Below are 12,135 nucleotides of genomic sequence, written 5' to 3'. Positions count from 1 at the left end.
ACTCGGCGCATGGACACCAAAGACCTAACACTGAAACTGCCCCTCGCCACTGTCGCGGCACTGAAGCGGCTGGCCGAACAGGATTATGTGACGCCGGGCCAGCTGATCCGCGACGCGGTGGAGCGTGAATTGCGCCGCCGCGCCTCAGCGAAGACGCCCGTCAGGGCGGATGAGCGGCTCGTCGCTCCCTTGCGGGCGCTCCTCGCTAATGATTTTGCCTATGCGCAGGGCTGGCAAGATCTGCAATCGCGCCTGATTGCCAAGGGTTATCGTCTGGCAGAATCCGGCGGCGGGCTGGTGCTGATCACCCATCCGCAAGGCGAACGGCTCTGCAAAGGCTCTGAACTCGGCCACAGCTATTCTGCACTGTTGCGCAAATTTCACGCCCCTTTCCCCGGCCATTCGCAAGCCTGGCAACTTCGGGTGCATACGAATCCTCATTGACCGCACCGGCCACCCGGCGTTTTCTGACGCCATGCACCTGCCCAACCCCACCGCCCGCCACCTGTTCTTGCACCACCACGCCCTGACCGAACCGCGCAGCGGCCCGGCCAAGGGCGCGCATCTGTCGGGGCTGATCGACCGGATCGGCTTTGTACAGGTCGACAGCATCACCACGGTGGAACGCGCGCATCACATGATCCTCTGGGCAAGGCGACACAGCTACCGCCCCCCGGCGTTGAAACCCCTGCTGGAACGGGACCGCGCCCTGTTCGAACACTGGACGCATGATGCCTCTCTTGTCCCAATGGACCTGTTCCCACAGTGGAAGCACCGCTTTGCCCGCGACGCCACCCGCCTGCACGCCAACTGGCAGCGCTGGTTCCGTGACGGGTACGCTGCACAATTTGACACCATTCTGAACCATATCGCCGCGCATGGCCCGGTCAGCAGCAGCGATGTGGGTATCGGGGAAGAGCGCGGCAAAGGCGGCTGGTGGGACTGGCACCCGTCCAAAACCGCGCTGGAATGGCTCTGGCGCACCGGGCAGATCGCCGTCACCCGCCGCGATGCCTTCCGCAAGGTCTATGACCTGACCGAAAATGTCATCCCGGCAGAGATTTACCGCACCGAAACCTCGCCCCGACAGCATTGCGACTGGGCCTGCGCCACCGCGCTTGCCAACCTCGGCTTTGCCGACGAGACGGAAATCGCCCGGTACTGGCATGCCGTTGACAAAGCGGCGGTGCAGGATTGGGTGCGGGCGGAAATCGCCGCCGGTCGGCTGATCCGCATTGCCGTTGAACAGGCCGATGGCAGCCCGCGCCCCGCCCTCGCCCGCCCCGATCTGGCGGCACGCGTGCAGGCCCTGCCCGACACCCCCGCCGGGTTGCGCATCCTGTCGCCCTTTGACCCCGCCCTGCGTGACCGGGCGCGGATCGAACGTCTGTTCGGCTTTCACTACCGGATTGAGGTGTTCGTACCCGAACCAAAGCGCCAATACGGCTATTACGTCTTTCCAGTTCTGGAAGGCACGACACTGATCGGCCGCATCGACGCAAAGGCAGACCGCAGCAGCGCCACCCTGCGCATCCGCGCCTTCTGGCCGGAACCGGGCATCCGGCTGACCAAGGCCCGGCTTGCCAGACTGGAACGCGAGCTGGACCGGCTGGCCGCCCTTGCCAGTGGCACCACCTGCGATTACGCCCCCGACTGGCAGCGCGAGCCGCTTAGCCGCGTGCGTTGAACGTGTCGTAGATCACCTGCGCCATCGCCTCGGATATGCCGTCCACCGCCGTCAAGTCCGACACTCCGGCCCGCGACACCGCCTTTGCACTGCCAAAATGCGCCAGCAACGCCCGTTTGCGGGTGGCCCCGACGCCCGGAATATCATCCAGCGGCGTCACCCCCACCTGCTTGGCCCGTTTGGCCACATGTGCGCCGTTGGCCCAGCGGTGCGCCTCATCGCGCAGGCGCTGCACGAAATATAGCACCGGGTCATTGCGCTGCAGGGCAAAGGGCCGCACGCCGGGGCGGTGAAATTCCTCTTTGCCCGCGTCACGGTCGATCCCCTTGGCCACGCCGATGAATGGCACATCATCGACCCCCAGCTCGGCCATGATCTCGCCCACGGCTGACACCTGCCCCGCCCCGCCGTCGATCAGCAACAGGTCAGGCCACATGTCGGATTTGCGGTCGGGGTCTTCCTTGATCAGCCGCTCGAACCGCCGGGTCAGCACCTCTTTCATCATGCCGAAGTCATCCGAGTTCGCCCCCGCCGCCGATTTGATGTTGAACTTGCGGTACTGCGATTTCACAAACCCTTCCGGCCCGGCAACCACCATGCCACCCACCGCATCAGAGCCCTGAATATGCGCGTTGTCGTAGATCTCGATGCGCGTGGGCGGTGCATCCAGATCGAACGCCTCCGCCAGCCCGGCCAGCAGCTTGTTCTGCGTGGCTCCCTCGGCCATCTTGCGGGCCAGACTTTCGCGTGCGTTGCGGGTGGCGTTTTCCACCAGCTCGGCCTTTTCACCGCGCAACGGTACCGCCAGCTCAACCTTGCGACCGGCGCGATCTGACAGCGCCTGCACCACCAGATCCTCGTCCTCGACCGCGTGCGACAGCAGGATCAGCCGGGGCGGGTCCTTGTCATCGTAGAACTGGGTCAGGAACGCGGTTAAAATCTCCGCCTCCTCGGCCCCCGCCCCGGTGCGGGGGTAAAAGTCGCGGTTGCCCCAGCTTTGGTTGGCGCGGATGAAAAACACCTGCACGCAGGCCTGCCCACCCTCCAGATGCAGCGCCACGATGTCCGCTTCGGCCACGCCGCGCGGGTTGATGCCTTGCGTCTGCTGCACCTGCGTCAGCGCCCGGATGCGGTCGCGCAGGGCGGCGGCGCGTTCAAACTCCATCTCCTCTGACGCACGGGCCATCTCACCCGCCAGATTGGCCTGCACCGTGGTCGTCTTGCCTTGCAGGAACCGTTCGGCATCGGCCACCAACTGGGCATATCCCTCACCCGACACCTTGCCGACACAGGGCGCAGCGCAGCGTTTGATCTGGTATTGCAGGCAGGGCCGGGTGCGCGATTCAAACATCGCGTCAGTACAATTGCGCAGCAAAAAAACCTTCTGCAACTGGTTCAACGTCCGGTTCACCGCGCCCGCACTGGCAAAGGGGCCAAAATATGCACCCTTTTCCGTCTTCTTCCCACGGTGCTTTTTCAACTGCGGATAGGCATGGGTTTTGGAAATCAGAATGTTGGGGAAACTTTTGTCATCCCGCATCAGCACGTTGTAGCGCGGCTTCAGCTGCTTGATCAGGTTCTGCTCCAGCAGCAGCGCCTCCACCTCGGTGCGGGTGGTCAGGAACATCATGCTGGCGGTCTCGAATATCATCCGCGCGATCCGGGCTGAATGCCCAGTGCCGCGTGCATAATTCGACACCCGCGCTTTGAGGTTGCGCGCCTTGCCGACATACAGGACCTCGCCCTTGGGGTTCAGCATGCGGTACACGCCGGGCGAGGCATCCAGAGTCTTCAGATAGCCCTGAATCACCGCCTGCCCGGTGGCTACGACCTCGGTCTGCGGGTTTTCGTCGCTCACATCAGACCCCCTGAAAAGATCCGGTTCAAAGTCATCGATTCTGCCCTACCGCTGCAATGATATCGCGCGGGGGGCAAGGGGGAAGAAGTCCACCGTTTCTGTGGATAACTCTGCGGAGAAAGTTTCATCAGCGCCGAATTTCCCTTGTATTTCGCCCATTTCGTTAACATGCCCATTTTTTGGGCAAAAACATAAGATACTGAAAATGTTGGATATAATTTTCTCATCAGAGTAAAGATATGCAAAATCAGGGGCTTGTGTAACGGATGTGTGAACGTCTTAAGAAAAGTGGACAACTTTAGCCGGTGTCCTTGTCAGGATCACTCGACACCCAGAACATCAGGCGTTTTCCAACCCAGATGCTGCCCGCCGTCCACCGCGATCATCTGCCCGGTCACGGCAGGGGAATCGAGGAAAAATCCAAGCGCCGCCGTCACATCGGAGGCGTTCGCGCCCCGCCCCAGAACAGTGGCAGCGCGTTGCCGTGCAAAGTGGTCGGCAGACTGGCGGCCGCCCTGCAAGGTCGGCCCCGGCCCGATGCCATTGACCCGCACATGCGGGGCCAGCCCCTGCGCTGCCGTCCGCGTCAGTGCCCAAAGCCCCATCTTGGCAAGGGTGTAGCTGGCAAACTCCGGCGTCAGCTTTTGCACCCGCTGGTCGATCATGTTCACCACCAGCCCCTGCGCCACCGGCTCGCCCTGCGCGTCCGGCACCGCCTGCGGGCATTGCGCGGCAAAGCCTTGAATCAGCACAAAGGGCGCACGCAAGTTACTTTCCATCGCGCGGTCCCAACTGGCCCGCGTGCCGGTCTGTACCGTGTCATACTCAAAGATCGACGCGTTATTCACCAGAACTGTCAGCGGCCCCAAAGCCGCCACCGCACGCGGCACCAGTGTTTCCACCTGCGATTCAACCAGCAGATCGGCCGGCAAGGCCACAGCGCGGCGGCCCATGGCGGTGATCTCCTCCACCACCGCCCGCCCCTCATCGGCGGATGAGTCGTAATGCACCGCAACATCATGTCCGCGCGCCGCCAGATACAGCGCCATCGCGCGGCCAAGCCGCTTGCCCGCCCCGGTTACCAAAGCCGCCATGCCTCAGCCCTTCTTTTCGCAATCACACTGTTTGCCGATGATATAGCGCCCGCAAGACCGGCACACAGGCCCGCGCCCCAGTGCTTTGGACTTCATCCGGTCAATCGCCGACGGAAACACCAGCTTGCCCACCATGCCGACCAGCACCATGGCCAGCAGAAAGATCAGGATGATCTTGAACAGCATCTACAGCCCATAGCGCGCCCACAGGGCACGCTCCTCGACCGAGGCCATCAGCGTATCACCCATCGTCATCCCAAAGCGCTGCAACAAGCCGCGCCGCTGGCCATAGGGCACCAGCCGCACCTTGTCGCCGAACAGCTCTTTCATCTTGGGCACCAGATGCGCAACCCCGTCGGTCAGCCCGTTGTCCACACTGGCACGACCCACCCAGATATCGGCGTTGAACAGATCGGCGTCCGGTTTCAGCCGCACCCCGCGCCGCGCCTTGACCTGCGCGATGAAATTCTCGTGCAGCGGGGCCAGCATCTTGTGGATGCGTTCCACATCTTCGGGTCGTTCGGGTTTGAACGGGTCGGCAAAAGATTTCGACCTGCCCGCCGTATGAACCCGGCGTTCGACACCGTTTTTCTGCATCAGCTCATGAAGCCCGAAACTGGCATAGATCACCCCGATAGATCCGACCAGCGACGACTCATCCACCCAGATCTGATCCGCCGCCGTTGCCAGCCAATAGCCGCCCGAGGCCGCGATATCTTCGACAAAGCAATGCACCGGCACCCGCTTTTCTTGCGACAACCGCCGGATGCGCGCCGCGATCAGCGACGATTGCACCGGCGATCCGCCCGGAGAATTGATGACCAGCGCCACCGCCGCCGGCTTGCCACGGGAAAACGCCCGTTCGAGCAACGGGGCAAGGGCCTGATCAGACAGGCTGCGCGCGCCGGTGCCAATCGCGCCCTGCAGGCGGATGACGGCGACAAGGGGCGGTTTGGGCAAAAAGGGGATGAGGTGCTTCATGCCCCAGAGGTAAGTCGGACCCCGCCCCCGAACAAGGGCAAAGCGGCGTTTGGCCCGGGTTTAGCCCTGCCGCACACGGGTGTAATCCACCGGCCGGTCGCGGGCCAGCCTGATATAGGCAAACATCCCCGACAAAAACCCAAGTGCCGCCAGCAGGCTGGCCACCAGAATCTGCCCCTGATCCTGAATATCGGCCGAAAGCGCCAGATAGCCAAAGGCCCAGAAACCCGACCAGCTGATCACACAGGCAACCGCGACAAGTTTGTTCATTGCATCCTCCCAGACACCGCATCCCCTCCTCAAGGCATGCGGGTTGGCGCAGGATAGCGCATCGCGCGCGCCTGTCGCGACAATTCGTCGCCGCCCTGCGTCAATGACAGGACAACGTCAAAGACTGGCCAGCGTCAGCACATGGCCCCCGGCCCGCAGAATGCGCCCGCTGATCCGGTCGCCGATGGCAAAGGGCGGCACGCTTCGCATGAAAACGGCGGCAAAGCGGTCGCCCTCCATCTCTACCCGCATGCCGTCAAAACCATAAAGCGTGCGACTGACCGCGTACTGCGCCTTGAACGCCGCTTCCTTGGCACAGAACACCGCCTTGGCCTGCGCGCCGGTGATCCCCGCCTGTTCCTCGGGGCGCAGGATATCAGGCCACAAGGCAGGCTCCAGCGGGGTATCCTCCTCCAGATCAATCCCAATCCCCCGGCACAGTTGCGCGGACATCACCACCGCCAGACACTGGCTGCGGCTGTGGGTGATCGACCCGGCCACCCCTGCAGGCCAGACCGGCGCACGATCAGCCCCCTGCCCAATGGCCAGCGGCGCAAGCCCGATCCCGGCCAAGGCGGTGCGCGCCGCCGTCCGCCCCGCCGCAAATTCGCGCATCCGCGCAGGCACTGCGCCCGGCAAAACCTCTCCCGGCATCAGGGCATATTCGGCGCGCGGATCGGCCCAGCCGATCCCGGCACCCCCGGGAGCAATCTCCCGCAGGGCGGCCAGCAGGCCCGCGTCAGGCATCCACGCCCGTCCGCCCTGCCCGCATCGCACGCCTGCGCGCCATGGCATCCACCCGCGCCCCCGCCTGCCCGGCCAGCCCGGCGGGCAGGGTCACCACTGCCACCGGCTTTGGCCCGTCATCCAGATGTGCGGCCAAGGCGGACAATGTGGGAAAGCGGAAGATATCGGTGATCGACAGCCTCATAGCCCCCAGCGCCTCGCGGATCTCACGATGCGCCTGCACCGCCAGCAGGGAGTGGCCGCCCAGCGCAAAGAAGTTGTCCCTGGCCCCGACCTTTGGCACCCCCAGCACCCGCGCCCAGACCGCGGCGATCTGCGCCTCAATATCCGATGTGGGCGCGACAAAAGCCGCCGCTTCGGCCACCCGCACCCCCGGCATCGGCAGCGCCTTGCGGTCCACCTTGCGGTTGGGGGTCAGCGGGAATGCCTCCAGCGTCACGATATGCGCGGGCACCATATGGTCGGGCAACACCGCGCCCAGCGCCGCGCGCAGCGCAACTTCTTGTGCCGTCCCGGTCACATAGCCCACCAGCCGCACATCGCCGGGGCTGTCCTCGCGCGCCATCACCACGGCTTGGCGCACCCCCGGCTGCGCCTCCAGCACCGCCTCGATCTCGCCCAGTTCAATCCGGTAGCCGCGCAGCTTGACCTGATGGTCGGTGCGGCCAAGGAAATCGATTTTTCCATCCGGGCGCCTGCGCACCAGATCGCCGGTCCGGTACATCTGCGCGCGCCATGGGCAGGCCCGGTCTGGCGTCACGAACGGGTCATCCACAAACCGCTCTGCCGTCAGATCGTCGCGCTGCCAATAGCCGCGCGAGACGCCATCGCCGCCGATCCACAACTCGCCCGCAGTGCCAACCGGCACAGGCTGTTGCGCCGCATCCAGCACATACATCTGCTGATTGGCCAAGGGCGTGCCGATGTTCGACACACTTTCCGTGGTGGTCACCTCTTCCACCGAAGACCAGATCGTGGTCTCCGTGGGCCCATACATGTTCAGAATGCGCGCATTACAGGCGGCCCGCAGATCCTGCACCAAGGCCCCCGGCAGCGCCTCGCCGCCCACCATCAGGGTTTTCACCCCCGCCAGCGCGCCGCGCGAGTCTTCATTCATCGCGATCATCCGCGCCATGGATGGCGTGCATTGCAGATGGGTCACCCGGTGCCGGATCAGTTGCGCCGCGATGGAATAATCATCCGCCGCAACCCCGCCGCCCGCGTTAGCGCGCCGCACCACTTCGGCCAGCGGGTACAGCCCCTCCATCACCTGCTCGGGCGCGATGCCATAATCGATCAGGCAGGCCACCTCGCCCACGCCGATACGCTTAAGCTGTTCGACCCGCGCCAAGGCATCGTCAACCGTGCCAAACAGACCCGAATCCTCAAAATAGCGCTGAAAGGCGAAATCCAGAATTGCCTCGTTTTCCTCGGCACTTAGCGACCGCAGATCGATCTCCATCGGGTTGGTTACACCGTGGGGTTTCTTGAAGGCCGGAAAGGCCCAGGCATATTGTTTCACCAGCCCGACCGCCGCCGCGAGGTACGCTTTCATCGGTGCTTCGGCCACGCGCCGCACCTGCGCCCGGTCGCGCCCGACGTAGGAATGCAGCATCAAGGTCACCACGCCCGCCTGCGGGTCATGGCCCGCCCTGGCGCGCGCCTCGCGGTAGATCTTGATCTTGCCCGCCACCTCATCCACCGACTGGCCCAGCAGGTGGGTCAGCACATTGACCCCCATTTCCCCCGCTTCGCGCCATGTCTCGGGGTTGCCCGCCGTGGTCACCCACAGCGGCAGTTCCGCCGACACAGGGCGCGGCTGGGTCACCACCGGGAACATCGTGCCGTCAGCGGTGGGGAATTCCACCGCCTCGCCGCGCCACAGCCGACGCACCTGATCGGCGGCGGCATACATTGCCAACTTGTTGTTTGGCGGGGTATTTTCCGGGCGCAGCACAAAGTCATCCGGTTGCCAGCCGCTGGCAATCGCCATCCCGGCGCGGCCGCCGGTCAGGTTGTCGATCACCGCCCATTCCTCGGCAATCCGCGCCGGATGGTGCAGCGGCACCACGCAAGACCCCGCCCGCACGCCAATGTTCCTGGTGACCGCCGCAACGGCCGCGCCTGTTACCGAGGGGTTCGGATATGGGCCGCCAAAAGCATGGAAATGCCGTTCAGGCGTCCATACGGCCACGAAGCCGTGGCTGTCGGCGAACTTGGCACCTTCCAGCAGCAGCTCGTATTTCTTGGGGCCGATGCCATCGTCATTCCCCCAGTAATACAATGAAAAATCTATCTTTTTATCCGAAACGATGCGCCCCGAAGACACCAGTGCCCGGTTCTCATCCGACGAAATCACCACCTTGAACCCGCGCGCCAGGGTCCAGAACAGCTCCAGCACCGAGATGTCGAACGACAGCGAGGTGACGGCCAGCCAGACCCCCGGATCGGTGCCGATACGTTGGTCCATCCCGGTGAAGAAGTTCGCCACGTTGCGGTGTTCGACCATCACGCCCTTGGGCCGCCCGGTGGAGCCGGACGTGTAGATCATATAGGCCAGATCGCCCGGAGTGACACCAGATGTGGGGTTTGCATCAGACGCCCCGGCGATCCGCCCATCGGTATCCAGACACAGCGGCGGCGCCTGCCCGGTCAGGTCAGCCGCCAGATCACTGGTGGTCACAATCACCGGGCAGGCGGAATCCTCAATAAAAAGCGCTGTTCGCTCAAGGGGATAGGCCGGGTCCATCGGAACGTAAGCCCCGCCTGCCTTTTGAATGGCCAGCGCGCCCACCAGCATATCGACACTGCGGCGGATGTGCAGGCCGACCAGCACCCCCGGCCCCACGCCCATATTGCGCAGCACATGGGCCACCCGGTTCGCCCGCGCATTCAGGGCGGCGTAGGTCAGTTCCACCGCCTCAAAGCTGATTGCCGGGGCGTCCGGTGTGCGCTGCACCTGCGCCTCAAACGCCTGATGCACGCAGTATGGTTCACGTATGGCAAACGTATGGTTCACGTCGTATAAAACAGCATGACGTTCGTGCGGTGACAGCATGGGCAGCGACGATATCGCATCTGCATCGCGGGCCTCCCCCGCGACGTAAGACAGACGCCCGGCCAGCGCCCGCGCCTCGGCCTCAGAGACCTTCGACAGGTCGGCATGCAATGCGCGATCGGCAAGCGTGATCACAGCGCCCGGCACCGGCGCGCCGTGCAGCGACACCGCCACCTGCGGCATCGCCAGATCGGCCAGGCTCGCGTCGCGCGTCATCAGGTCCAGCGGGAACCCCGGCGCGCGTTCGGCCAGCAACGCGGCGCGCGCAGCACCAACCGTACCATGGGTCGCCACCCGCACCGGCACCCAGCCGCTGGTATAGCCCGCCAGCCCGGGTGCGACGGACAGCGCCACATCGGGGCTGTCCTGCCCCGACACCCGCGCCATGGCCACCGCAAGCGTGGTGGCGTCGCCCGCAACTTCCAGCCGCAGCCAGCCGGCGCCCTCGCCCGCGCCTGTAACCACCAGCGGCGACATCGCCGCCAGCCGCTTGCGCAGCCCGGCCTCAACCGGCACCAAGGCTGCCAAGGCGTCGGTCAGTGCGCCCGCATCGGTCAAAGGTGCCAGATCACGCACCGTAGACGGGCACACCGGCAGACCGCGTGTCTGGCAGGTCAGCCGGTGCAGGCGCACCGCGCCCGACCCGCAAGCCACCACCACCCCTTCGGGCGAGGACGACAGCACCGCCCCCGGCACCCCCTGCCCATCCGCCACATCCGCCGCGCCCACGTTCAGCACGCCGAACGCGCCCTCAATCTTGGCCGTGGTCAGCGGGTTCCAGTAGCGGCCATGGTCCAGCGCCCGCACCATCCGCGCCACCGTGTCGGCGGGCTGCGCAAAGTCCAGCCGCCCGAAGGCCGCTGGCCGGTCGGCGCGGGCAAACACCCGACGCGCGCTGAAATCCTGCGCCACGGGCCGCAGCCCGCTTTCCATCTGCGCCATCACTGCCGGAAAGCTTTCCACCCCCGCCCCAAAGCACCGCGTGTTGAGGGTCAGCGCTGTATCGCCGGGCAGCACATCAAACAGACGCTGCTCCAGAATGTCGCCCTCATCCACGCCGTCGGTCATCAAATGCCAGGTGATGCCGTGCTGCGGCTCGCCTGCCAGCAATGCCCAGACCGGCGCGTTCAGCCCGGCATAGCGTGGCAGGGGGCCGTCGTGAAAATTCACCGCGCCGCGCGCCGCCATGCCGCGCACCGCCGCAGGCACCAGTGACAGGTTGGCGATCGACAGCAGCCAGTCACACGACAGCCCCGCCAGCCGCGCCTCAAGCCCCGCACCCGGCGCTTCGACCCGCAGACCCTGCGCCACTGCCCAGGTGCGCACCTGCGGATCACGCGTGACCACTGCCACCAGCCGATGCCCGCGCGCCAGCCATGCGGCCCCGCAGGCCTGTGTCAGACTTTCATTGCCGATCAGAAGCGCTGTCAGACCCATCACACTCTCCTCGCCGCCGCAGCGGCTTTACTTTGCCACCGGCCGGAAGCCGGAAACCGCCCAGCGCAGCGCGTGGGCAGACATATCCCGAAGGTAATGCGCGGGGTCGATCACATCTTTACGCTGGATCACCGCCCGCAGCCGCCAGATCAGCCCGCCCGCCACATGCGCCGCTGTGGCCGCCAGCGCATAGGCCCGGCCATGCGAACGGGTGTAATAATACATCCGAGAATCCAGCCAGAACCCTGGCACCCGCTGCCACCCTTTCATGCCGGTCGACACCGACCCGATATGCGTGACCTGGCTTTCCACCACATAATCGGTGGGGAACCCGGCGCGGGCGGCGCGCAGGCACAGTTCTGTTTCCTCAAAATACAGGAAAAACGTCTCATCAAACAACCCGATGCGGTCCAGCACGGTGCTGCGCATCATCAGGCTGGCCCCGGCCAGCCAGTCCACCCGGCCCGTGGCTTCGGGCAATGGGGGTGCCACGACTGATCCGCGCAGCAGGCGGGTGATCGGGCCAAAGCGCGCGGCCTGTTCAAATTCGCCCGCAATCGACGGAAAGCGGAAGGCGCTGTGATGCGGCACGCCGTCGGTCCCATGAATGCGGCTGCCGGCAAAGCCGGTGGCCGGATGGGCCTCCAGATGCGCCAGCAGGGCACCGATGGCATCGGGGGCCGGAAAGGCATCGGAGTTCAAAAGGTAGACATAATCAGGCTGCGCGCCCCCCGGCAGACCGGCCCTGATGCCAAAGTTGTTGCCCGCGCCAAAGCCGCCATTGCGCCCCGATTGCAGCACCCGCACGGCGTGCGGGCCACAGTCCCAGCCGCGCGCGGCCACTTCTGATGTCATCTGCTCAAAACTGCCATCGCCGGAATCGTTGTCCACGATCACCACCGCGCCGTCGATGCCCTGCATCGCCACCAACGCGGCCTCGGCCGAGCGCAGGGTCATCTCTGCCGTCCGCCAGTTCAGAATGACTGTCAGCACGCTGGCCATG

The 12,135-nt window shown here is 65.0% G+C and carries 10 protein-coding genes; 2 read left to right on the top strand and 8 right to left on the bottom strand.

The window, feature by feature from the left end; translation table 11 throughout:
- The first annotated feature begins 9 nt into the window (after positions 1 to 9).
- Together Q7J44_RS01405 and Q7J44_RS01400 are read left to right on the top strand one after the other, a co-directional pair.
- The gene (locus Q7J44_RS01405) at positions 10 to 444 is read left to right on the top strand and encodes a CopG family transcriptional regulator (RefSeq protein WP_304876290.1); all 435 of its coding nucleotides are present in this window, start codon (positions 10 to 12) and stop codon (positions 442 to 444) included.
- A 31-nt stretch (positions 445 to 475) separates the two neighbouring features.
- Positions 476 to 1,687 (top strand): winged helix-turn-helix domain-containing protein, encoded by a 1,212-nt coding sequence (locus Q7J44_RS01400; RefSeq protein WP_304876288.1) that lies wholly within the window; start codon positions 476 to 478, stop codon positions 1,685 to 1,687.
- Here the strand turns inward: Q7J44_RS01400 and uvrC are convergent.
- From uvrC to Q7J44_RS01360, 8 genes are all read right to left on the bottom strand, one after another.
- Positions 1,671 to 3,545 (bottom strand): excinuclease ABC subunit UvrC, encoded by a 1,875-nt coding sequence (gene uvrC, locus Q7J44_RS01395; RefSeq protein ID WP_304876286.1) that lies wholly within the window; start codon positions 3,543 to 3,545, stop codon positions 1,671 to 1,673. The genes Q7J44_RS01400 and uvrC overlap by 17 nt on opposite strands.
- 320 nt (positions 3,546 to 3,865) lie before the next feature.
- Complete coding sequence (locus Q7J44_RS01390) at positions 3,866 to 4,639, bottom strand: SDR family oxidoreductase (protein WP_304876285.1); 774 nt, start codon at positions 4,637 to 4,639, stop codon at positions 3,866 to 3,868.
- Between the two features lie 3 nt (positions 4,640 to 4,642).
- Positions 4,643 to 4,825 carry a hypothetical protein gene (locus Q7J44_RS01385; RefSeq protein WP_304876283.1) on the bottom strand — a complete coding sequence of 61 codons (183 nt, stop codon included), beginning with the start codon at positions 4,823 to 4,825 and terminating at the stop codon, positions 4,643 to 4,645.
- Entirely contained in the window at positions 4,826 to 5,620 is a 795-nt protein-coding gene (locus Q7J44_RS01380; RefSeq protein WP_304876281.1) for a S49 family peptidase, read from the bottom strand.
- 60 nt (positions 5,621 to 5,680) lie between these two features.
- Positions 5,681 to 5,890, bottom strand: coding sequence for a hypothetical protein (locus Q7J44_RS01375; protein ID WP_304876279.1), 210 nt, complete (start codon positions 5,888 to 5,890; stop codon positions 5,681 to 5,683).
- A 117-nt stretch (positions 5,891 to 6,007) separates the two neighbouring features.
- Entirely contained in the window at positions 6,008 to 6,637 is a 630-nt protein-coding gene (locus tag Q7J44_RS01370) for a 4'-phosphopantetheinyl transferase (protein ID WP_304876277.1), read from the bottom strand.
- Positions 6,630 to 11,132 carry a MupA/Atu3671 family FMN-dependent luciferase-like monooxygenase gene (locus Q7J44_RS01365; protein WP_304876275.1) on the bottom strand — a complete coding sequence of 1,501 codons (4,503 nt, stop codon included), beginning with the start codon at positions 11,130 to 11,132 and terminating at the stop codon, positions 6,630 to 6,632. The genes Q7J44_RS01370 and Q7J44_RS01365 overlap by 8 nt, the downstream gene beginning before the upstream one ends.
- A gap of 27 nt (positions 11,133 to 11,159) precedes the next feature.
- Positions 11,160 to 12,134: a glycosyltransferase family 2 protein gene (locus Q7J44_RS01360; protein WP_304876272.1), complete on the bottom strand. Its 975-nt coding sequence runs from the start codon at positions 12,132 to 12,134 to the stop codon at positions 11,160 to 11,162.
- Between the last annotated feature and the right edge of the window lies 1 nt (position 12,135).

It is taken from the genome of Pseudotabrizicola sp. (assembly GCF_030656345.1).
GTDB lineage: Bacteria > Pseudomonadota > Alphaproteobacteria > Rhodobacterales > Rhodobacteraceae > Pseudotabrizicola.
Note: the sequence above shows the minus strand (reverse complement) of the source record. Positions and strands in the feature narration are given on the sequence as shown.

Coding starts and splice junctions, on each gene's coding strand:
- Q7J44_RS01405 (WP_304876290.1), top strand. CDS start 10: ATGGACACCAAAGACCTAACACTGAAACTGCCCCTCGCCACTGTCGCG.
- Q7J44_RS01400 (WP_304876288.1), top strand. CDS start 476: ATGCACCTGCCCAACCCCACCGCCCGCCACCTGTTCTTGCACCACCAC.
- Q7J44_RS01390 (WP_304876285.1), bottom strand. CDS start 4,639: ATGGCGGCTTTGGTAACCGGGGCGGGCAAGCGGCTTGGCCGCGCGATG.
- Q7J44_RS01385 (WP_304876283.1), bottom strand. CDS start 4,825: ATGCTGTTCAAGATCATCCTGATCTTTCTGCTGGCCATGGTGCTGGTC.
- Q7J44_RS01380 (WP_304876281.1), bottom strand. CDS start 5,620: ATGAAGCACCTCATCCCCTTTTTGCCCAAACCGCCCCTTGTCGCCGTC.
- Q7J44_RS01375 (WP_304876279.1), bottom strand. CDS start 5,890: ATGAACAAACTTGTCGCGGTTGCCTGTGTGATCAGCTGGTCGGGTTTC.
- Q7J44_RS01370 (WP_304876277.1), bottom strand. CDS start 6,637: ATGCCTGACGCGGGCCTGCTGGCCGCCCTGCGGGAGATTGCTCCCGGG.
- Q7J44_RS01365 (WP_304876275.1), bottom strand. CDS start 11,132: ATGGGTCTGACAGCGCTTCTGATCGGCAATGAAAGTCTGACACAGGCC.
- Q7J44_RS01360 (WP_304876272.1), bottom strand. CDS start 12,134: ATGGCCAGCGTGCTGACAGTCATTCTGAACTGGCGGACGGCAGAGATG.